Origin of the sequence: Flavobacterium gilvum (genome assembly GCF_001761465.1) — a bacterium.
Classification (GTDB): domain Bacteria; phylum Bacteroidota; class Bacteroidia; order Flavobacteriales; family Flavobacteriaceae; genus Flavobacterium; species Flavobacterium gilvum.
In genome coordinates, this window is the sequence record NZ_CP017479.1 from 1,586,200 (window position 1) to 1,607,486 (window position 21,287).

Annotated in this window: 18 protein-coding genes; 7 read left to right on the plus strand and 11 right to left on the minus strand. The window is 35.3% G+C overall.

Features of this window, described 5'->3' with window-relative positions; all coding sequences use genetic code 11:
• Window positions 1-72: 72 nt before the first annotated feature.
• From EM308_RS06595 to EM308_RS06605, 3 genes are all read left to right on the plus strand, one after another.
• A complete protein-coding gene (locus EM308_RS06595) occupies window positions 73-417 on the plus strand; it encodes a phage holin family protein (protein ID WP_035639904.1) in 345 nt (114 codons plus the stop codon).
• A gap of 27 nt (window positions 418-444) precedes the next feature.
• Window positions 445-795 (plus strand): heavy metal-binding domain-containing protein, encoded by a 351-nt coding sequence (locus EM308_RS06600; protein WP_035639906.1) that lies wholly within the window; start codon window positions 445-447, stop codon window positions 793-795.
• A gap of 130 nt (window positions 796-925) precedes the next feature.
• Window positions 926-1,747, plus strand: coding sequence for an MOSC domain-containing protein (locus EM308_RS06605; RefSeq protein WP_035639909.1), 822 nt, complete (start codon window positions 926-928; stop codon window positions 1,745-1,747).
• Between the two features lie 308 nt (window positions 1,748-2,055).
• On the opposite strand, the gene EM308_RS06610 is transcribed toward EM308_RS06605, so the two are convergent.
• From EM308_RS06610 to EM308_RS06635, 6 genes are all read right to left on the minus strand, one after another.
• On the minus strand, window positions 2,056-2,586 hold the full coding sequence (locus EM308_RS06610) for an SRPBCC family protein (protein ID WP_035639912.1): 531 nt from the start codon (window positions 2,584-2,586) through the stop codon (window positions 2,056-2,058).
• A 9-nt stretch (window positions 2,587-2,595) separates the two neighbouring features.
• Window positions 2,596-3,030, minus strand: a complete 435-nt coding sequence (locus tag EM308_RS06615) for a VOC family protein (protein ID WP_035639915.1) — start codon at window positions 3,028-3,030, stop codon at window positions 2,596-2,598.
• Window positions 3,031-3,156: 126 nt separating this feature from the next.
• Window positions 3,157-3,561, minus strand: coding sequence for an SRPBCC family protein (locus tag EM308_RS06620; RefSeq protein ID WP_035639917.1), 405 nt, complete (start codon window positions 3,559-3,561; stop codon window positions 3,157-3,159).
• A gap of 203 nt (window positions 3,562-3,764) precedes the next feature.
• Window positions 3,765-4,997, minus strand: a complete 1,233-nt coding sequence (gene clpX / locus EM308_RS06625; protein ID WP_035639918.1) for an ATP-dependent Clp protease ATP-binding subunit ClpX — start codon at window positions 4,995-4,997, stop codon at window positions 3,765-3,767.
• An 89-nt stretch (window positions 4,998-5,086) separates the two neighbouring features.
• Window positions 5,087-5,761: an ATP-dependent Clp endopeptidase proteolytic subunit ClpP gene (clpP, locus tag EM308_RS06630; protein ID WP_035639921.1), complete on the minus strand. Its 675-nt coding sequence runs from the start codon at window positions 5,759-5,761 to the stop codon at window positions 5,087-5,089.
• A gap of 411 nt (window positions 5,762-6,172) precedes the next feature.
• Window positions 6,173-7,498: a trigger factor gene (locus tag EM308_RS06635; protein ID WP_035639923.1), complete on the minus strand. Its 1,326-nt coding sequence runs from the start codon at window positions 7,496-7,498 to the stop codon at window positions 6,173-6,175.
• Window positions 7,499-7,806: 308 nt separating this feature from the next.
• On the opposite strand from EM308_RS06635, the gene EM308_RS06640 reads away from it, so the two are divergent.
• Entirely contained in the window at window positions 7,807-8,508 is a 702-nt protein-coding gene (locus EM308_RS06640; protein WP_035639925.1) for a type ISP restriction/modification enzyme, read from the plus strand.
• Here EM308_RS06640 and EM308_RS06645 read toward each other — a convergent pair.
• The gene (locus tag EM308_RS06645; protein ID WP_035639926.1) at window positions 8,505-10,019 is read right to left on the minus strand and encodes a GH3 auxin-responsive promoter family protein; all 1,515 of its coding nucleotides are present in this window, start codon (window positions 10,017-10,019) and stop codon (window positions 8,505-8,507) included. The two genes, EM308_RS06640 and EM308_RS06645, sit on opposite strands and share 4 nt — an antisense overlap.
• A 237-nt stretch (window positions 10,020-10,256) precedes the next feature.
• Here EM308_RS06645 and EM308_RS06650 point away from each other — a divergent pair, with 237 nt between their 5' ends.
• Both EM308_RS06650 and EM308_RS06655 read left to right on the plus strand, forming a co-directional pair.
• On the plus strand, window positions 10,257-11,051 hold the full coding sequence (locus EM308_RS06650) for a DUF2797 domain-containing protein (protein ID WP_035639927.1): 795 nt from the start codon (window positions 10,257-10,259) through the stop codon (window positions 11,049-11,051).
• 157 nt (window positions 11,052-11,208) lie between these two features.
• The gene (locus tag EM308_RS06655) at window positions 11,209-12,288 is read left to right on the plus strand and encodes a nuclease-related domain-containing protein (protein ID WP_035639929.1); all 1,080 of its coding nucleotides are present in this window, start codon (window positions 11,209-11,211) and stop codon (window positions 12,286-12,288) included.
• A gap of 74 nt (window positions 12,289-12,362) precedes the next feature.
• Here EM308_RS06655 and EM308_RS06660 read toward each other — a convergent pair whose 3' ends face one another.
• Together EM308_RS06660 and sppA are read right to left on the minus strand one after the other, a co-directional pair.
• Entirely contained in the window at window positions 12,363-14,993 is a 2,631-nt protein-coding gene (locus EM308_RS06660; RefSeq protein ID WP_035639932.1) for an AsmA-like C-terminal region-containing protein, read from the minus strand.
• A 480-nt stretch (window positions 14,994-15,473) separates the two neighbouring features.
• Window positions 15,474-17,231: a signal peptide peptidase SppA gene (gene sppA / locus EM308_RS06665; protein ID WP_035639934.1), complete on the minus strand. Its 1,758-nt coding sequence runs from the start codon at window positions 17,229-17,231 to the stop codon at window positions 15,474-15,476.
• 129 nt (window positions 17,232-17,360) lie between these two features.
• Between sppA and folK the strand changes: the two genes are divergently transcribed.
• Complete coding sequence (folK, locus tag EM308_RS06670) at window positions 17,361-18,497, plus strand: 2-amino-4-hydroxy-6-hydroxymethyldihydropteridine diphosphokinase (RefSeq protein ID WP_035639936.1); 1,137 nt, start codon at window positions 17,361-17,363, stop codon at window positions 18,495-18,497.
• Between the two features lies 1 nt (window position 18,498).
• On the opposite strand, the gene EM308_RS06675 is transcribed toward folK, so the two are convergent.
• Both EM308_RS06675 and EM308_RS06680 read right to left on the minus strand, forming a co-directional pair.
• Entirely contained in the window at window positions 18,499-20,655 is a 2,157-nt protein-coding gene (locus EM308_RS06675) for an Ig-like domain-containing protein (RefSeq protein WP_035639938.1), read from the minus strand.
• Between the two features lie 84 nt (window positions 20,656-20,739).
• A complete protein-coding gene (locus EM308_RS06680) occupies window positions 20,740-21,270 on the minus strand; it encodes an RNA methyltransferase (RefSeq protein WP_070261803.1) in 531 nt (176 codons plus the stop codon).
• Window positions 21,271-21,287: the final 17 nt, after the last annotated feature.

Consider the following 21,287-nt stretch of genomic DNA (forward strand, 5'->3'; position numbering starts at 1 on the left):
TTTACGTAAGCAAATAGCAATGGGTAAAAAGGCGATAACATATGTGACTACTAACAAATAAAATTTACACCTATGAATTTGATCATTAGAATTATTGTTACGGCAGGATTGGTTTTTGGGATTGCTCATTTTTTACCCGGTGTACATGTAGCTGGACCGTTTACAGCAATGGTTGTTGCTGTCGTTTTGGCATTGCTTAATGTTTTTATTAAGCCTATCATGGTGTTACTGACTTTGCCTTTTACAATAGTTACTTTGGGATTATTTTTATTGGTGGTAAATGGTCTAATGATATTATTATGTACCAAAATTGTTGGCGGTTTTACTGTCGATTCGTTATGGGTAGCTATATTTTTCAGTATTATATTATCCTTGTCACAGTCTATCGTTTATTCTATCGTGGGTGGTGATAAATAGTTTATTAATTAATTAAAACATAAAAATATGAAATCAATAATTCTTGCTTTATCAGTATTCTTCTTTACTCTTGGATCAGTTGTGTCTGCTCAAACAACTGCGGTTCCTCCCAAAAAAGAAGTTCAAAAAGCAATATATACATGTCCAATGCACCCAAAAGAAATCAGTGACAAAAAAGGGAAATGCAGCAAGTGTGGAATGGATTTAGTAATAAAAGCAACAGTTCAAAAGCAAGGTACTGATGTAAAAAGTACTCCAGCAGTGACAGCTCCAAAAAGCAAATATGTTTGTACGATGGACGGTGCAACATCTGATAAACCTGGAAAATGTCCAAAATGTGGTATGGCGATGACCGAAAGGAAGACAGAGAAAAAATAAATAAAAAACGAAATATTGTATTTTTAACAGCCTTTTTATAAGGCTGTTTTTTTGTTTGGAATAGGGAATGCGATTAAAATAAATAGTAGTTGAATTTGATGTTATTTGTAGATTTGAAAAAAATATTGTTATGATGGAACTTTCGGAAATCTGGATTTATCCGATAAAATCGTTAGGAGGTATTTCGTTGAAAGAAGCCCGAGTAACTGACCGTGGTTTGGAATTGGACAGAAGATGGCTGCTGGTGAATGATAATGGTCTTTTCTTGTCACAACGTGAATATCCTGAGTTGTCTCTATTTCGCCCGGAAATTGTGGGTGATTTCTTGAGAGTTACTCATAGGGAATTGTTGGATTCGATTGATATTCCGCTTCAGCCTATTGTTTTGAATACAAGCTCTAAGTTTGAAGTTACGGTTTGGGATGATACAATTGATGCTTTTGAAGTTAGTCCAAAGGCAAACGAGTGGTTTACAAAGTTGCTTGGGTTTTCTGTGCGATTAGTGTATATGCCTGATGAAAGCGAAAGAAAAGTAGATCCGGATTATGCAATTACGGGTGACGAAATTACTTCTTTTTCGGATGCTTATCCTTTTTTGATTATTGGGCAATCTTCCTTGGATGATTTGAATGGGAGACTGGAAGTTAAGGTTTCAATGAATCGATTTCGACCCAATTTTGTTTTTACCAATGGAGAAGCCTTCGAAGAGGAGACCTGGAGGGAGTTTAGAATTGGGAATGTACCTTTCGTTGGAGTGAAGCCTTGTGCCCGCTGTGTGATGACAACTATAGATCAGGAAAAAGGTATTGTTTCTGGAAAAGATCCGTTGAAAACCTTGTCTCAATTTAGGAATTTTGGAAACAAAGTGCTTTTTGGTGAAAATTTAATCGGACTAGGAATAGGGACTGTAGCGGTGGGAGATATGGTTAGGGTTTTGAGTTTCAAAAAATAACCTGAAGTATTATTTAAACCCAAGCGAAATAGGCTACAAATTACACGAATTTGCACAAATTTTAAAAATGTAAGTATCAAAAAAATCTGTGACAATCCGTTTAATCCGTTCAATCTGTGGCCTATCTTCGGTATATAGGCAACATAGCGGACAAGCATATTAATTTAAAAATCTGCGAAGATCTGCGAAATCTGAGTGGGAAAAATTAATAAAATCCTAATGCTGATTCTGGGTTAAAAATAAAAATATCCTTTGAGTTTTGGTTCAAAGGATGTTTTTTTTATTTTTATTTACAAAAGCTCTTTAGATTATTTTTCTAATATCTTTTTCAGATTGTCCAGGTTTTTGTTTTCGGCTTCGCTAATGTATTTTTCTCCCATGAAGTTCATTAAGTTCATAGGGTAGGAGGAATGTCCGTAAAACTCAGCAGTAATTTTGGTCTGGTTTTCAGAAACGGATTCTAATAATGTACTTGCTTTAGCCTCGCTTTTCATTGGTCGTTCAAAATGCAAATCGACATCGATTCGCTCTTCAGAAATAGCTGTAATTTGCTGAGAACCTGCGCCAACGTTGTCATCTTTGCTATCCCAAGAAGCCTTGAAACCAGTTGTTCCGTCAACTCCTTCGTATTTCATATTTACATTTGGATCTTGCATTACCCAAACGCTGTAGTCTTCTTGGTTTTTCACCAATTTAACATAATCGAAAACCTCTTTTCTTGGTTTATCAATCGTTGTTGAAACCGAAACCGTATAATCGTTTGGAATGAAAAGTGCCACAAGTAATAGCAACGCAATAATTCCAACTATTCCTAAACCTATAAATTTAAGTATCCTCATAAGATTTAATTATTTGTTTGGATTTTCATCAAAATTAACCATCCAGTTTATTCCGAATTTATCTTTAAACATTCCGAAATATGCGCCCCAAAAGGTTTTATTCATTGGCATTTCGACCTTGCCACCGGCTGAAAGGCCGTTAAAAAGTCTATCGGCTTCGTCTGTGCTTTCGGTGTTAATTGAAATAGAAAAATTTCCCCCAAAGCTAACATCCCCAAATTTTGGATGAGTGTCACTTCCCATTAAAATAGTATCTCCAATTGGTAGTGAAACGTGCATGATTCTGTTTTGTTCTGCTTCAGAAAGTGCTTGATCACCTTCTTCTGCCGGTGCGTCTTTAAATTTTCCGATATACGGAAATTCGCCCCCGAAAACTGATTGATAAAACAAAAATGCTTCTTCGCAGTTTCCATTAAAAAGTAAATACGGATTGATTGCTGCCATAATTTTTAAAAATTAGATTGTTTTTTTTGAGTTACTAAGATTCTAAGTTACTAAGATTTTAGGAGATTATTTTTATTAAAGTTTAAAAACATATCGAAAACGTAGAGACGTTGCATTGCAACGTCTCTACAGTTGTTCAACGTGTTTTTTGAAATTATCCAAAATTGCCTGCCATCCGGCTTGCTGCATTTCTTCGGGATTTACTGTTTCTGGATCAAATTTTTCGATAATTTCAACGCCATTTGGGATTGTTGTAAAACTTATTTCAACCTTTCTTCCGTCGGGCATTACATATTTGATGGTTTTATTTTGTTCAACCAAAGTATATTCGCCTACAAAATCAAAACTCATTGTCCCGTCCTTTGAAGCCATAGTCGATTTAAATTTTCCTCCTGTGCGCAAATCATTTTCAGCATAGGGTGTGTGCCAATCATCAGAGGCATTATTCCATTTGGTAATATGTTCTGGGCTTGTCCAGCATTCCCAGACTTTGTCAATTGAGGCATTAACTTTATTCTGTACTGTTATCATAATTGTTTTTATTTGTCTAAAAATGTATTTAAAAATATAATTCTGTGAAAATTTGTGGTTATTGTTTAGTCAAGGTGAAAAAAAAATGAGTTTCATTTTTATATAAAATTACAAATAATCTTAAATGAAATTCGTTTTAAGATATAAAAAAAAAACCTGCTTCAATGTTGAAACAGGTTTTATAATTGTTTGATTATCAAAAATTAAGAAGCGATTTCCAGACGTTTCAATAAGTTTTTGTTCAATGTTACTTTGGCGTATTCCATGTCGATTTCCAGTTTTTTATCATCAGAACTTGGTAATTCGTACATTGCATCGGTAAGGATAGCTTCGCAAAGAGAACGCAATCCACGAGCGCCTAATTTATATTCCAAAGCTTTCTCCACAATAAAATCAAGTGCTTCGTCCGTAATGGTAAAATCCACTTCGTCCATCAAAAACAGTTTTTGATATTGTTTGATTAAAGCATTTTTTGGCTGGGTCAAAATGGCACGCAAGGTTTCTCTGTCCAAAGGATCCATGTGTGTCAACACTGGTAAACGACCAATGATTTCAGGGATTAACCCAAAATCCTTGATGTCTTTAGGAATGATGTATTGTAACAGATTGTCTTTGTCAATATTATCTGCATTTTTGGATGTTGAATAACCTACAGCCTGACGGTTCAGACGTTTTGAAATAATTCGCTCCACTCCGTCAAAAGCCCCACCGGCAATAAACAAAATATTCTGCGTGTTTACTTCAACAAATTTTTGGTCTGGATGCTTGCGACCTCCTTTTGGGGGTACATTCACAACTGTTCCTTCCAATAATTTTAATAAAGCCTGTTGTACGCCTTCTCCCGAAACATCTCGAGTTATGGATGGGTTGTCGCTTTTGCGGGCAATTTTATCAATTTCATCAATAAAAACGATTCCTCTTTCGGCTTTGGTTACATCATAATCGGCGGCTTGCAAAAGGCGGGTCAAAATACTTTCGACATCTTCTCCTACATAACCGGCTTCTGTCAGTACTGTTGCATCAACAATAGCAAGAGGCACATCAAGCATTTTGGCAATCGTTTTGGCTACCAAAGTTTTTCCTGTTCCGGTTTGTCCAACCATGATGATGTTGCTTTTTTCAATTTCTACCTCATCGTCCAATTGCTGTTGCATCAAACGTTTGTAGTGGTTGTAAACCGCAACCGACATTACTTTTTTGGTTTGTTCTTGACCAATAACATATTGATCCAAAAAGGCCCTTATTTCTTTAGGCTTTTTCAAAATCAAATCGCCAACTAGCTTAGAGCTTCGGTTTGTTTTTAGTTCTTCCAGAACAATTCCATGAGCTTGTTCGATGCATTTGTCACAAATGTGAGCATCGATTCCCGCAATCAATAAATTGGTTTCCGGTTTTTTCCTTCCGCAGAAAGAGCATTGTAATACTTGTTTTGCCATCTTTTTTTTAGTGGTCAGTAGTCAGTGTTTAGTGATCAGTATTTCGTTTCTAAAACTGAATACTAAAAAACTGAACACTGGATACTAATTTAACTTCTTCTCAACACTTCATCAATCATTCCGTATTCTTTGGCTTCGTCTGCAATCATCCAATAATCGCGTTCGCTATCGGCGTATACTTTATCAAAAGATTGTCCCGAATGATGCGAAATGATTCGGTACAACTCATCTTTCAGTTTCAGCATTTCGCGTAAATTGATTTCCATATCCGATGCAACACCTTGTGCTCCTCCTGATGGCTGGTGAATCATCACGCGTGAATGTGGTAAAGCTGAACGTTTTCCCGCAACTCCCGCACACAAAAGAACAGCTCCCATTGAGGCGGCCATCCCGGTACAAATTGTAGCTACATCAGGTTTGATGTATTGCATTGTGTCATAAATTCCTAAACCGGCATAAACACTTCCTCCAGGCGAATTCAGATAAATTTGAATGTCTTTGGAAGCATCGGCGCTTTCAAGGAATAATAATTGAGCCTGAACGATGTTTGCAATCTGATCGTCAATTCCTGTGCCTAAGAAAATAATTCTGTCCATCATTAATCTCGAAAACACATCTAATTGAGAAATGTTTAACTGACGCTCTTCAATAATGTAAGGAGTCATGTTTTTTGGGTTCATCGCAGCTACTATTTTGTCATAGTACATTGCATTTACGCCTTGACCCTTAATCGCAAATTTTTTGAATTCTTTTCCGTAGTCCATTTATATAAGTTTAAAAGGTTGAATGTCTAAAGTTTGAAAGTAATTACAGATAAGGCAAAGACCATACCTCTTTACAAATTATGTCAATGTGTCTTATTTTAGCCCAGATAGTAGTGAAAAGTTTTTGAAATGGCTGACTATTTTTTGTTGGTAAAAAAAAGCGACCAGCGGAAGCTCTTTTTTTGCCTTACAAAAAAAGGCGGCAATGAAAAAACTTGAAACGAATAGCTGGAATAGCTCCTGAAAATAATTCAGAATACATTCAAACAAAAGAGCGCCAAAAATTTTTTTCTGACGCTCAAATATAACTATTTTTTATTGTTTTGCATTTGCAATAAAGTCATAAAGTTCAAATGTTTTTCGGTTTTTATAACTTTTGACTTTCCAACTTTTGACTTTTATAGACTCAATTTATTCTCCGTAAGAAGCTGCAATAAATTCTTCGTAAGTTACTTCTTTGGTTGTTGGATTCGCTTTTTCCTTGAATAAATCAAGTAATTTGGCTGCAACCACCTGGTCAGAAAGTCTTTTTACTTCTTCTTGGTTTGATAATACTCTTGCTACAATTTTTTGTACTTCTTCGTCTGAAGCGTTGGCTTGACCGAATTGAGCCATTTGTTGTTTGATTGCATTTGTTGTAAACGCTTTCAAATCTTCAAAAGTAATTTGGATATTACTTGTAGCCATTGCTTTTCCTTCGATTAATTGGAAACGCAATCCTTTTTCAGAACGAGTATATTCAGCGGCTGCTTCTTCTGGAGTCATTTTTTTCTCTCCGGCAGTTTGCAACCATTTGATTAAGAATTCAGTCGGTAGTTCGAATTTGGTGTTCTCAATTAAAAATTCTTGAACATCAAACAATAGTTTTTGATCGGCTTGTTGAGCAAATTGAGCTTCGGCATCTTCTTTGATTTTAGCTTTCAATTCATCCAATGAAGCTACTTTTCCTTCTCCAAACAATTTGTCGAACAATTCTTGGTTCAATTCAGCTGGTTCAGAAACTGTAATTCCTTCGATTGTGAAATCTACATCAGCAGCCAAAGTGTGAACTACATCGTGACCAACTTTCAAATAATCCATCAATTGGTGGTCGTCTTCAAATAATCCTTTTGTGTTTACAGTAACAACATCACCAACTTTTTTACCGATAAATTTATCAGCTGTTGCTTTATCTTTGAAAACAGATAATGAAATAGTTGTAGTGTTTCCAATTCCTTCTGCTTCATTTGTAAAAATACCTTTCAAATCAGCTCCTTCAACTACTACGTCTTGAGGAATTGCAGTTCCAAATTGTTTTTGGATACGCTCTACCTGACCGTCAATTAATTTATCATCGGCAGTAACGATGTATTTTACGATATCGTTTTTAGCTTCCAAATCGATTTCAAAATTTGGTACCAAACCAATTTCGAATTCGAAAACCAATTCTTCAGCATCCCAGTTAAGTTCAGAGTTTGCTTTAGGAAGTGGAGTTCCTAAAAGATGTAATCTTTCAGATTGAATATAACGTTCTAATGCTAGGTCAACTACTTTTTTAACTTCTTCTTGTTTGATAGCTTTACCGTATTGTTTTTCAACAAGCTCTTTTGGTACTTGTCCTTTTCTAAAACCTTTCACTTGCGCCAAAGGCATTTTTTCGTTTATTCTTTTTGCAATCTGTCCTTTGTAATCCATGTGAACAACTGTCATTACAATTGTTTCATTCACAGCATTTATCGCTACTCTTTTAATATCCATCTTCTTCTTTAATTTACATTATAAAATTGGGTTGCAAAATTATGAAATTTTTGTAACCCAAACAAGTATTTTGTGTCGAACCTTTTGGATTGAATTTTAGATAATTATTTGTCAAAAAAGAAGCTCTAAAAGGTATGTTAATTGAGTAAATAACGTGTAATGAAAACAGATTGATTTACGGTTTGTGTTGTTTTAAAATTCATAAATCACGTCTTCTGCTCATCTGTACTTCTTTTATCGGATAAAAACATCACAGGAAATTTCATTAATCATATATTTGTGTTAATCAAAGTTTTAATTCAAATAAAATGAATCCTGATAGTTATCTTTCTGATGTAAACTCGGCATACAAACTCGGCATTGCAACGGAATTATTTGATGGGAGAATGCCAGATTTAACCCAGGAAATAATTATTCAAATGGAAAACAGTACGGGTTTGAATTTTCTTCCCATAAAAAATCTGGAAGGAAATGTCTGCATGGCAAATAACAGAGAGGTTCGTCCTGAATTCAGACAAAATTTCTCGGCTCTTGATATTTTAAATTATATGTGCGCCATACTGTATTCTACAAGCTTTCGTTTGCCGGTAAATAATGCTTTTGAAACAAAATTTAAATACCCAAAAGATGCGGATTTTTTTTGGATTTTGGCTGAGTTGGGGGCAGAAATCAAGGAAATTCACTCACTGAAAAAGATAAAAGACACTGATTCATTTTTTGAATTTTGCAACAGTGGTAATGCTGTTATTACTAATCCGCATTTTGAAATTTTTATTTCCAGCGAAAAGAATCTCGGTTGTGTTTATATTAACGAAAAACAATATTTTAAAAATGTATCTGAAAGTGTCTGGACTTTTACTATTCAAAATCATCAGCCTGCCCAAAAATGGCTTGACCAAAGGTTGGGGCAAAAATTGAACTCTGACGATATTAATTATTATAAAAAAATACTGTGTGCATTGTCTGAAACTGAACGATTAATTCAGAAAATAGACGCTGTTTTATTTTAATTCTGCATTTTTTTTAATTGCTCGAGATAATCCCTTTTATTGGATAATCGTGGGATTTTGTGCTGTCCTCCCAGTTTATCACTTTCTTTGAGCCAATCGTAAAAAAGTCTTTCTCTGGCAACATTAATCACAAGTGGATTCAGTGTCATATTGTTGTAGCGTTTGGCTTCGTAATCAGAATTTAAAGATTGTAGGGTTTCGTCCAGCGCTTTTTGAAAAGCTGCAATGTCTTTTGGATGTTTCTTGAATTCAATCATCCATTCATGACCTCCTTTTTCTTTGTCTTTCATGAAAATGGGAGCTACAGTGTAATCGACAACTTCGGTTTCTGTAATTTGACAGGCTTTGGCTATTGCCTGATCGGTATTTTCGACCATTAATTCTTCGCCAAAAACATTAATATGATGTTTGGTTCTTCCCGTAATTCGGATTCGATATGGATTTAAAGAGGTAAACCGAACAGTGTCGCCTATTAAGTAACGCCACAAACCACCATTGGTAGTGATTACCATGGCGTAATTTTTGAACAATTGTACCTCCGACAATCGAATGACTTTTTGATCAGGAGTACCGAAAGTGTCCATTGGAATAAATTCATAAAAAATTCCGTAATCCAGCATTAGCAATAAATCACTGGAATTATTCAAGTCCTGAATGGCAAAGAAACCTTCAGAAGCATTGTATATTTCGTAGTATTTGAATTGGTTGTGAGGCAGTATTTTGTGGTATTGTTCTCTATAAGGGTCAAAACTTACACCTCCATGAAAGTACACTTCCAAGTTGGGCCAAACTTCCATCAGGTTTGGTTTTCCAGTTTCTTCGAGAACTTTGTTTAGTAAGACCAGCATCCAGGAAGGTACACCCGCAAAACTGGTTACATTCTCATTTTTGGTTTCGTTGATGATAGCACTAAGTTTGGTTTCCCATTCGCTCATCAAAGATATTTTGCTGCTCGGCGTACTGCTGAATTCTGCCCAAATTGGCATGTTCTCGATCAAAATTGCTGATAAGTCGCCAAAAAAAGTATTGTTGTTTTCGTATATCTGAGAGCTTCCTCCCAATCGGAGACTTTTGCCTACAAACATTTCAGATTCCTCATTGTTGTTCAGATACAGACATAATAAATCCTTACTTCCTTTGTAGTGGCAATCTTCCAGTGCTTCGTTACTTACGGGTATGAATTTACTTTTGGCATTGGTAGTACCACTCGATTTGGCAAACCATTTTATTTGGCTTTGCCAAAGCACATTTTGTTCTCCTCTGCGGGTGCGTTCGATATAAGGTTCCAAATCTTCATAGGTCGAAACAGGAATTCTTTCAGCAAAGGTTTGGTATGATTTTATTGATGCGTAGTCGTATTGTTCACCAAAAACCGTTTCTTCTGAGGAACGGATTAAGTTCATCAATAATTCTTCCTGGACCTCATTTGGGTATTTTAAGAAAAGTTCAATCTGGTGAATTCTCTGTTTTAAAAACCAGGAAGCTATGGAATTGATAATTGATAATGGCATAACGATTTATGATTGTTGATTAACTATTTTAGATTTCTGACCCGAGCGACAGCGAACTGGCGGAGCATTTTTTAATTTGACACTAAAAGATAGAAATTTAAGATTTGAATATTGATTGACAAATGATAACTTTGCAATAGCACCAAAAATACTATATTTTTATAAAAAACGACTCAATTTGTAGTAAAGATTCTAATCCAAAAATCTAAAATCGTTAATCTAAAATCTGCAATCTAAATGACTTATCAAGGCGTACTTTCTAAAATGCAAACCGAATTTGGAGATCCTATTCAATATTATTTGGTTTTCGAAAACAGTTTTTTGAACATGAATCAAGTCTTGAACAAAGAGTTGGAAATCAATTTTGAAGGTTATCAATGTTTGAATTGTGGCAAAAAGAAAAAAATATACCGTCAGGGATTTTGCTACGATTGTTTCTATTCAAGTCCGGCAGTGGGCGATTGGATTATGAAACCCGAGTTGAGTACTGCCCATTTGGGAATTGCAGATCGTGATTTAGAATACGAGCAACAAGTTCAGTTGCAACCCCATATTGTTTATTTGGCTTTGTCCAGCGAAGTCAAAGTGGGAGTGACCCGTAAAACCCAAATGCCTACGCGATGGATTGATCAAGGGGCGAGTCAGGCAATTCCTATTGTCGAAGTACCCAATCGTTATTTGGCTGGAATTACCGAAGTAGCACTGAAAGACCATTATACCGATAAAACCAATTGGCGCAAAATGGTTCAAAATGATTTGGCTCACGCTGATTTGGTTGCCGAGCGATCCAAACTCGAAAATTTAATTCCTGCAGAGGTGAAGGAATTTTATCATTTGGAAAAAAATGATCTCTACGAAATGCATTTTCCAGTTTTGAATTATCCTAAAAAAGTAAACAGCCTCAACCTTGACAAAACGACAAATTTTAAAGGAAAACTTGTTGGAATCAAAGGGCAATACCTCATTTTTGAAGACGGAACTGTTTTCAATGTTCGTAGTTTTGAGGGATATGTTGTGACACTTACTATCTAGAATTTTAATGATTAAGAAGTTCTTTGTTATTACAAGTCCTTCTATAAACATAGCAAAGTATAACTTTAGATATTATAATGCTAAAATATTAGTATTTCTATTCAATTTATTTTGGAACGGTATTTGAAGATATTGTTCTTAAAAGTTGAATGGTAATATGTGTAAAGTTTATAATTCAATAGGATGCATAACGACAATAAAATCTCATTTACTTAAGAACGGTATAAATGAATTCAAATCACTAAATGAGCTTCGTAATTTTCAAAAAAATTATGAGATTGCTTTGCAAGAAATTGAATCCAAACATACATTCTTAATTGAACAGGAAAAAACTGCTCTTAGTGATGAAATATCTCAATTAGAGGATTCTATTAAAACTAAGAAGACTGAAGTTGAAAATCAGTTAAAATCAAAACTTGAGTGTTTAAAACGTAGTTTAGAGAACTTACCTACGACTCATTCTAATCTAGCAAAAGAATTTATTACAGACTTTAGAAAAATTATTCTCACGATAAAAATTTGGGTCAATGAATTGAATTTTAATGAAAGGGTTTGTAATTCAGTTCAGGAAGAAACCAGTATTCTTGTTGACACACTTTCAAAAAAAAAAAGTCGTTATAAATTTATAGATTCATTTCTTCAAATAGCGATAGGTGAAAGTGCTTTGCTTGAATTGAATGAACTTAAGAGAAAAAAATTCGTAATTAATGAAATAAACAATTCTATTTATGGAGCATTGGGTGAACAAAAAGTTGTAAAGGAATTGGAAAAATTATCTGATGAATTTGTTTTGATAAATGATTTTAATTATTCGTTTCATCCTCCTATTTATTATCCATTAGAAAAGAATTATATAAAATCTGTTCAAATGGATCATTTGTTAATTTCTTCTTCTGGAATTTTTCTTATCGAAACAAAGAATTGGAGCGAGCATTCATTAAATAATTTGAGTATGTATTCTCCTGTTCAGCAAATAAAAAGAGCAAATTTTGCACTAAATAAAATATTGAGTGAAAAAAGTGCTGAATCAATTTCAATACTTAAGAGGCATCATTGGGGTGTTAGGAAAATTCCAATTAGAAACCTTATTGTTTTAATAAATCAAAAGCCTCAAGAAGAATTTCAATATGTTAAGATTTTGACTTTAAAAGAATTACGTGGTTATGTGAATTATTTTGAACCTTGTCTTTCAAATACTGAAACCCGAAATATTGCTAATTTTTTGCTTGAAATTTAAATAAAATAAGTATAGTTTATAAGTCAAAAGCCATCCCGAATTTTCTGTGAGATGGCTTTTTTGAGTTAAATAATTTACGGTGTCGTTGTTGCTGGTTCTGCAGGTTTCTTTTTAAACAAACCATTCAGTAAATCACCGGCTTTTTTGGTAATGTCTGCTTTTTGGGCATTTGTCTTTGTAGTGTCAGTACCCGGTTTTTGGTTTTTACTGATTAGTTTATCCAATTCCGAAGTTCCTTTTTTAAGCAATTTATCCGATTGTTGTTTGGCAAGTTCCATTGTCAAGTTGGTCATTACGGTTTTCATATCCGAGGACACTTTAGGATTGCTGAATGTTCCCGACATTAAAGCCGTCACAGGAATGTTTTCGAATTTGGCTGCATCTGCCGGAGACATTTTGGCAATATAAGCATTGGCTTCTTTTCCTAGGTATTTGGCAGGAACATTGAATTTGATGTTGTAGTTCATGCTTTGGTCAAAACCGTGAGAACCGCCAACAACTGCTTCAATGTCTTTGTATTTAATGTTAAACGGTTTTACGTTTACTTTTCCATTTTCAAAAGTAAGAGCCGCTTTGATATCGTTAAGGTTTATTTTATTCAGGTCAATGAATTTTAAATTGGAACTCAACGCTTTTATCATTGTAGAACCACTAGGACTTATTGTAGATGAAAGCAATTGCCCAATCAAATCACCCGAAATACTGTTTAAGTCTGGTGTCATTTCAACAGCATCCAGATTTCCGTTTAATTTTATGTTGGTATTGATTTTTCCGCTTATTGCTCCTGCAATTGGGGCTATTTTTTTTAGCATATCCAGTTGCGTGCAGCTTTGTTGGATGTCAACTTGATTTAAGATTAGATTCATGTCAAAAACCGGAGTTTTTGTTTTTGTCGAAACTGATCCGCTTGCGCCAATTGTTCCGCCAAAAATGGATGTTTTTACATTTTCTAAAGTCGCTTTTTCGTCTTTAATTATCATTTTACCCGAAACATCTTTGAGTGTTAGGTTGTCATACAGAACAGTATTGGCTTTTGCGGTAAGCGTACAATTTAGGAAAGATGGAATTTTCAGGGGTTCGGCTTTTTTTGCTTTTGATGAAGGAGTTGTGGCTTCGCCTTTGCCTGCAGCCGCCGGAGCAGTGCTTGTTGTCATAAAATCATCCACAGCCAATTGATTAGAACTCAAATTGAAATTTCCTTTCAGCTCTTGCTTTCTAAACATAAAGCCATAAAAATTCTCCAAAACCCCCGTTACGCTAAGGTCACTTTTACCGGTTTTGGCATTAAACTGCTTGAGTTGTACCTGACTTGGGTTGAATTGTACCAAGGCGTTACTGATAATCATGTTTTGGCCGTTTCCGTCATCATAATTAAATCCAGTTAAACCAATTGTTCCCGCATTGTTAATGTTTTGGTATTGGCTTTTTTCTACCGAAGCCATGTCGAATTTGGTCGTTACATCTGCTTTCAAGATTCCGGTCAGAGGCTTGCTAAGTTTGATGGGGTAGGCTTTGGAAAGGTTTGCCAGATTGATAGTTCCTTTCAAAGCGGCGTCAACCAATGCATTGGTGCTGATGTTTTTTATGTTGGCTTTGGCATTAAAAACATCCTGATCTATTTTGAACGAAAGTTTGTCAAGATTGACATAAGTATCATTCATCACTCCGGTCTCGTTTATGATTTTGGTGTCTATGACAATATTTTGAACCGATTTCGGTAAGTTAGGATATTGGAAAGAAGCGTTGTTGGAAGCAATTTCAACATTGAATTTTGGTATTGTGGTGTCCGTAAGCATACCTTTGGCAAAACCATTAACCGTAAAATCTCCTGTCGTTTTTACGCCGTCCAAACTCGATGAGTAAGCTGCAGGAATCACTCCTAAAAAGTTCTTGAACGATGAGGTTGGGGTTTTGAATTTCAGGTCATATGTTTGTCCGGCATCAGCCAATTGTATGAATCCGTCAAATTCCAACGGTAATTGGTTGATTAAAGCTTTGTTTTCTTTAAAAGTGTATTTACTTTTCTCCAAATCAATTCCAAGTACTGCATCCAATGAAAGGGCGACATTCTTCATATAATTGATTTTGCCCATGTCAAATGATACTTTTGCGGTGGATTTTGTGTCTAAATCCAATTTTGAAGCGTTGAAATCACCTGTTCCTTCGTGGTTCAGGCTGTCAATCACTAATTTCATTTGTGATTTCTCATCAAAATATTTGAATTTGAAATTCTCAATTTGATATTTCTGTATTTTAAAAGCCATAGGTTTGCTTTTGCTTTCCTCTTGGTTTTTTTCTTCTTTTAAAGCAATATCATAATTTCCAATTCCATCTTTGTTGAATATTATATTAATGAAACCATCTTTTGATGAAATTCCTTCAATTGCCATCGGTTCATTATCGCCTTTGAATAATTCTTTGACAGACATATTCAAATTCAATTCTCCCAATGAAACCAATGTGTCTCCTTCAAAAGGAGCTTTGTTGATTATGAGCAACTTGTCTAATGTAACTGTTGCTTTTGGAAAGTTTTTGAATAAACTTAAATCTGCGTCGGCAAAAGATACTTTGGCATCTACTTTTTTGTTGATTGCCTCTGATATTTTGGCTTTTATTTGATCTTTAAAGAAATAGGGAATGGCAAATAATGAAGCTGCCATTAAGACCAATGCAATTCCGGTTATTTTTAAAATTTTCTTTAACATAATTGATAGGTAAATTGAGTTACTTTTTTACAAAAATAAGTGTTTATTGGTTAATTGCTCAGTAAAATCATTACAATAAGATAACGTTTGTTTTTTTAAAGCATTGTTCAAGTGCTATTGTTTTAATTTTATTTTAACGCATTGGGTGAAATTATTTTTTTAACACGTAGAAACATAGAATTTATAGTTTTTTATAAAGAGCTAGATAATCGTTTCACTCCTCACATAGTAATCTATGTGACCCGAGACCGAAGGGCGAACTGACGAAGTAAAAATAGTATTATTTCTATTTATTCTTTGTGGATTAGCTATAATATCTATGTTTCTATGTGGTTAATTTTTTATTTAAACTGACCAGAGCAATAGCGAATTGGCGAAGTAATTTCACGAACGGGTTTATTTTATGATTCTAATATGGATTTTTCTAAAAAAAAGAAACCCTTTCAATAGAAAATGAAAGGGTTTATGATGAGATAAAGATTAATAGATTGAAATTTCAAATGGCATTCGGGCTTGTATTCCCTTTTGCATTTTCATTTTTTTAATTTGCTGCAAAATAAAATAATTCTCAGGGCCTATTTCTCCTTTGATTAATTCCTCTTTTGATTTGGCGAAAGGGAAATTTTCAAAAAGTTTACTGAAATCTTTTTCGTAAATCGGATAGTTTTGTGTGGAATATTCCTTGATTTTTGCCAAGGAAGCAGCTTCATTCAATGCGTCATTCAGATTCCCAATTTTATCTACCAAACCAATTCTTTTTGCTTCAATACCTGTCCAAACTCTTCCTTGAGCGATAGAATCTATTTGGGCAAAAGTCATTTTACGTCCTTCGGCTACATGGCTTACAAATGTTTTGTAAACTCTTTCAACGCCTTCTAGAGTTACCGCTTTGAATTTTTCATTTAATGGAACAAATGGACTGTATTTTGCATTTTCATTGGTCATAACCTGTTCTGTATTGATTCCAATTTTGGTGCTCAATTGGTTGAAGTTAGGCAAGATTCCAAAAACACCAATTGACCCGGTTATCGTATTTTTTTCGGCAAAAATAGTATTAGCATTACAGGAAATATAATAACCTCCGGAAGCTGCATAATTTCCCATAGAAACCACAACCGGTTTGACTTTTTTGGTCAGCTCTATTTCTCTCCAGATAAGTTCAGATGTCAAGGCACTACCTCCGGGACTGTCCACGCGAAGTACCACCGCTTTTATGTCTTTGTTTTTTCTCGCTTCCTGAAAAGAACGACGCATTGAACCTTCGCCAATTACATCAACATCACCTTCTCCTCCTTGAATTTCGCCTTGCGCATAAATTACGGCAATTTGATTGTCGGAGCTTGAAATTTCAGATGTTGTGGTCGTTTTTTTGGTATAATCAATAATCGAAACTTTGTTGTAATCTTCATTACCTGATACTTTCAACGCCTTTATAATAGCATCATGGTAAACGTCTTCATAAGCGACTACGTCTATGAGTTTGTTTGCTTTGGCCATTTCTGGAGTACGGGCCAATAAACCGGTCGCAATTTCATTAAGTCGGGTTGTAGGTATATGTCGGCTTTCCGAAATGTCGCTAAGGAATGAACTCCACACAGAGTTTAATAAGGCTGTAGTTTGTTCTCTGTTGGCGTCACTCATTTTGTTTTCAAGGAAAGGCTCAACGGCACTTTTGTATTTTCCGTGACGAATAACTTCCATTTTGATTCCGGATTTTTCTTGTAAATCCTTGAAGAACATTATTTCGGTGGATAAACCTTCGAAATCAAAATCACCGGCCGGGTTCAAATAAATTGTGTTGGCAACAGAGTTTAGATAATAATCTCTTTGGGTATAATTATTGGCGTAAGCCATAACAAATTTGCCTGATTTTTTGAAGTCATTCAAGGCTTCTCTCAGTTCTTTGCTTTGTGCCAATCCCAATGAAGAATCCTGATTTAGAATTGATATTCCTTTAATGTCGCTATCTGTTTTTGCGGCAGCAATTGCATTAATGATATCGGTAAGTCCAACGCCTTTTTTCTCCGAGAAAACATCCATCCACGGATCTTTATATTTTCCGGCATAATCATTGGAAATATCTTCCAGATTTAATTCTATGACCGAATTACTTTTTACTTCGACGCCTTCCGTTTCTTCGCCAAATATTGTTCCTATAAGGACTATTCCAAAGAAAAACAACATAACGAAAATAAAAATTCCAATAATGGTTGCTAATACATTCCCTAAAAATCTCATATATTATATTTTTTAATAATAAGTAGAAAAAAGTGTTGATTTGTTACGGCACATTGCTGAAAATAAATTGAAACACTTGTGACAAATATACTGTTATTCTAAAATTCTTTTACTTAATTTGCGCCCAATATGGAATTACAGCACAAAGTTATTTTATCTCTAGGAAGCAACGAGGGCAATCGATTGGAAAACATCGAATTATGTCTGGAATTGATTCATAGGGAAATTGGAACTGTTATAAAGGTTTCTCAATTATATGAAACGCCTTCCTGGGGTTTTGTGAGTGAGGCTTTTTATAACTGTGCTTTGCTTTTGCATACGACGAACTCTGCTCAAAAAGTGCTGGAACTGGTTTTGAAAGTTGAAAAGAAGCTGGGGCGTATTCGTAATGAGAATCAGGGCTATCAATCCCGTATTATAGATATTGATGTGATCGCTTTTGATGAAGAAGTTCTCGATTTTGATCACCTGCAAGTTCCGCATCCGTTGATGCAAGAACGAAAGTTTGTTTTGTTGCCAATGCAGGATTTGGAGTTAGATTGGGTTCATCCGATTCTCAAGAAAACAATATCAGAATTACTTCAGATTACTCCCGATTCAAGTATTTGTAGAGTAGTTCAGAAATTGAAGTGTCCTTTGGATAAAACTATTTTAAATCAGTACAATTACATTGCAATTGAAGGGAATATTGGCGCCGGAAAATCGACTTTGACTTTAAAAATGGCCGAGGATTTTAATGCAAAAACCGTTTTGGAGCGTTTTGCTGATAATCCATTTTTACCAAAATTTTATGGAGATCAAAATCGTTATGCTTTTTCTCTAGAAATGTCATTTCTGGCAGACAGATATCAGCAATTATCTGATGATTTGTCTCAATTTGACCTGTTTAAAGATTTTGTAATAGCCGATTACCATATTTTTAAATCATTGTTGTTTTCCAAAATCACGCTGGAAGAGGACGAGTTTCGACTTTATAGAACATTATTTGATATTATTTATAAAGAAATGCCAAAGCCTGATTTGTATATTTATCTTTATCAGAATACAAATCGACTGCTGCAAAATATAAAAACACGTGGCAGAAGCTACGAGCAAGATATCACCGCAGAATATTTGGATAAAATAAGTAAAGGTTATTTGGAATATATTAAAACCCAAACCGATTTGAATGTTTTAATAATCGATGTTTCCGATCGGGATTTTGTAAATAACCAGGAAGATTATCTTTTTATTCTAGATAAAATTCAAGGAAAAGGAGGTCTGTAAACTATCTTTTTAATGAAAAATGGCCTTTTACTTCAGGGCTGTTCGGGTCTAATTTTAATACATACCAATAATCGGTCGCTAGTAAAGTTTTTTTGTTCAAAGTTCCGTCCCAGCTTCTATTGTAACTATTGAGTTGGGTGATTAATTTTCCATAACGATCAAAAATAGTTACTTCTCCCAAGGGGTAATCAGCCAGTCCTTTTACTTCCCAGACATCATTGAATCCGTCATTGTTTGGCGTAAAGAATTTTGGAACAATAATAACAATAAAAGTCCAGCTGTCTGAACTGCAATTGTTTCGGTCACGTACATAAGCGGTTTGTAATCCGCTAGGAGCATCAGTAAACATATTGGATTCTTGGTAATTGACGCCGTCAATAGAGAATTCAAAATAATCTTGACTCTTTACCAGTTCAATATTGACTGTTGTTTGGTCAACGACAATGTTTTTTATTTCTGGGATGAGGCTTTCAATTACAGTTATTGTTTTTTTGTTGGTGCAGTTTTGCGGAGCTAGACTCGTTACATCGACAGTATAAATCCCTGCAGTTGGAACAGTGATTGTTTGCGTAGTTTCGCTTGTATTCCAGAGGTATTTCATATTTGGTACATCAGCGTTTAAAGTAATTGTACTGGAAATACATTTTTCTAGCGTTTGATCGGAAACGACCGGTAACGGGTAAACAATCAGTTGTACAGGGACTTTTGTGTTGTTGGTGCAGCCGTTGTTTATGGCTTCGGCATAATAAGTCGTATTTGTATTGACAGTTGGCGTTGTGTAAGATGAGCCGTTTTCAATAGAGGTTCCTCCAATTTGTGAATACCAGTTTATTGTCCCAACACTTGGTGTTGCTTGTAAAGTAAAAGTGCTTGGTCCACAATTGGTAACTGGTGAGTTTGTACTTGTGATTGTTGGTGTAGTAATTATTTTAGCCTCAACAGCAGTTCTTTTGCTGCTGCAGTTTGCAGTTGTAGTTTCAACATAATAGTTGGTGGTAGTGGCAATATTTGGATAAGTAAAACTCGGCCCCGTTCCCATAAGGATGCCTCCTGTTAAGGAGTTGTACCATTTGATTGTTCCTATGGTTGCTGTGGCCTTGAGTGTAACGGTTCCTGCATCGCACCTGGATGCGGGAGTTGTACTGCTTATGGCAGCAACAGTCAGTGTGGTGCTTGCTGAAAGATGTAAAATAGGGTCTCCTGGCGTTCCTCCATATTCCACAACATATCCTTTTGGTTCGTAACTACCTGAACCTCCTGAGTTTGGCAAATCATTCCAAGAGCCGGGTATTCCAACCCCAGGTGCCGTGATATGGGCATAATCTTCATCTCCTGACTGATTGGGCTCACCCCTGTTCCAAAAGGCGAAATTAGGTGTTGAGCCATTAGGTCCTCCATTCCAGAAAACGGTACCAGCCTCGGGGCCAGTTATCCATTTCCAGACACCTTCGGATTCTGCATCTGAACCACCAATCCAGCCCGCTCCAGGAGCTTGTTTTCCTGCTAATTGTGCTTCGTCTGCAGCCGTGATTGTTGCCAGATATCCTTTGAGTCCATAATAAGTTCTACTGTCTGCCGCAGCTCTGGCATCAGTCCATGTAATACCTAGGTATGGGACATATTCATAATAATGTCCATTTCTGGGTAGATAATTGGCCTGTCCGATACTGATTGAAAAATTTCGAACACCCGAAGGGTTGGGGGATGAACTACTAAATTGGACATCTTTTATGGCATTTTCAAAATCAGTATAGGTTACAGGATATCCTGTTGCGCTTATTAATGATAGTTTTCCTTCGTTTGGACTCCAATTGGTTGCAATTGTAGGATGTGATGAAGAATTGTTTAGTGTCAATAAATCTTCTCCGTAAACATAGCCTGATGAAATTTGGATATAAATTGCATCAGTGGTAGTATCGTCGGGATCAGTGATGCTTATTGAAGTTACTATGTTGGCGCTGCTTAATGGGCAATAGGCTTGATTGCCTTGAGCAATGAGTGTTGGGGCAATATTGTCAATTGGCTGTACAGATTTGTTTTTTGGTAATGTACCTGTAAAACCTTTTTTTGGTGGATTGCCAATGGAATTTGCATAACCAAAATTATAAATTGAAAATACAAAAAGTAAAATTATGCTGTTGGGGATTTTAATTTTCATTTTATAAAAATAAACTTTTAAATCAAAACGCAAAAGTTTGTTTAGAAGTTTATTAGAAAAAAATGATGAATTATATCTTAAATTTTAAAAGTTGAATTGCTTAAACAAATCCCAAACAACAATACCGGCACTGACCGAAATATTTAAAGAATGTTTGGTTCCTAATTGCGGAATTTCGATACAGCCATCACATAAAGCGACTGCCTCCTGAGTTACTCCATAAACTTCATTTCCGAAGATTAAAGCGTATTTTTGGTTTTTGTCAACTTTGAAATCCTGAAGAAAAAAAGCGTTTTCAACTTGCTCGATAGCAAGAGTGACGATGTCTTCTTTTTTTAAATTCGTGATGACTTCAAGTACACTTTCGTGATGTTCCCAAGTTACCGTTTCGGTGGCACCGAGAGCGGTTTTGTGTATTTCTTTGTTTGGAGGAGTGGCTGTGATGCCGCAAAGGATTATTTTTTCGATTAAAAAGGCATCAGCAGTTCTAAAAACCGAACCGATATTGTGTAAACTGCGAATGTCGTCCAGAACTAAAATCAAAGGTGTTTTTTCGGATTTTTTAAAATCTTCAATTGATTTTCTTTCCAGTTCGCTGTTTTCAAGTTTTCTCATTGTTGAGTCGTATTAGT

Bases quoted from the DNA above. Each gene is read 5' to 3' on its own strand.
- EM308_RS06595 (WP_035639904.1), top strand. From the start codon at position 73: ATGAATTTGATCATTAGAATTATTGTTACGGCAGGATTGGTTTTTGGG.
- EM308_RS06600 (WP_035639906.1), top strand. From the start codon at position 445: ATGAAATCAATAATTCTTGCTTTATCAGTATTCTTCTTTACTCTTGGA.
- EM308_RS06605 (WP_035639909.1), top strand. From the start codon at position 926: ATGATGGAACTTTCGGAAATCTGGATTTATCCGATAAAATCGTTAGGA.
- EM308_RS06610 (WP_035639912.1), bottom strand. From the start codon at position 2,586: ATGAGGATACTTAAATTTATAGGTTTAGGAATAGTTGGAATTATTGCG.
- EM308_RS06615 (WP_035639915.1), bottom strand. From the start codon at position 3,030: ATGGCAGCAATCAATCCGTATTTACTTTTTAATGGAAACTGCGAAGAA.
- EM308_RS06620 (WP_035639917.1), bottom strand. From the start codon at position 3,561: ATGATAACAGTACAGAATAAAGTTAATGCCTCAATTGACAAAGTCTGG.
- clpX (WP_035639918.1), bottom strand. From the start codon at position 4,997: ATGGCAAAACAAGTATTACAATGCTCTTTCTGCGGAAGGAAAAAACCG.
- clpP (WP_035639921.1), bottom strand. From the start codon at position 5,761: ATGGACTACGGAAAAGAATTCAAAAAATTTGCGATTAAGGGTCAAGGC.
- EM308_RS06635 (WP_035639923.1), bottom strand. From the start codon at position 7,498: ATGGATATTAAAAGAGTAGCGATAAATGCTGTGAATGAAACAATTGTA.
- EM308_RS06640 (WP_035639925.1), top strand. From the start codon at position 7,807: ATGAATCCTGATAGTTATCTTTCTGATGTAAACTCGGCATACAAACTC.
- EM308_RS06645 (WP_035639926.1), bottom strand. From the start codon at position 10,019: ATGCCATTATCAATTATCAATTCCATAGCTTCCTGGTTTTTAAAACAG.
- EM308_RS06650 (WP_035639927.1), top strand. From the start codon at position 10,257: ATGACTTATCAAGGCGTACTTTCTAAAATGCAAACCGAATTTGGAGAT.
- EM308_RS06655 (WP_035639929.1), top strand. From the start codon at position 11,209: ATGTGTAAAGTTTATAATTCAATAGGATGCATAACGACAATAAAATCT.
- EM308_RS06660 (WP_035639932.1), bottom strand. From the start codon at position 14,993: ATGTTAAAGAAAATTTTAAAAATAACCGGAATTGCATTGGTCTTAATG.
- sppA (WP_035639934.1), bottom strand. From the start codon at position 17,231: ATGAGATTTTTAGGGAATGTATTAGCAACCATTATTGGAATTTTTATT.
- folK (WP_035639936.1), top strand. From the start codon at position 17,361: ATGGAATTACAGCACAAAGTTATTTTATCTCTAGGAAGCAACGAGGGC.
- EM308_RS06675 (WP_035639938.1), bottom strand. From the start codon at position 20,655: ATGAAAATTAAAATCCCCAACAGCATAATTTTACTTTTTGTATTTTCA.
- EM308_RS06680 (WP_070261803.1), bottom strand. From the start codon at position 21,270: ATGAGAAAACTTGAAAACAGCGAACTGGAAAGAAAATCAATTGAAGAT.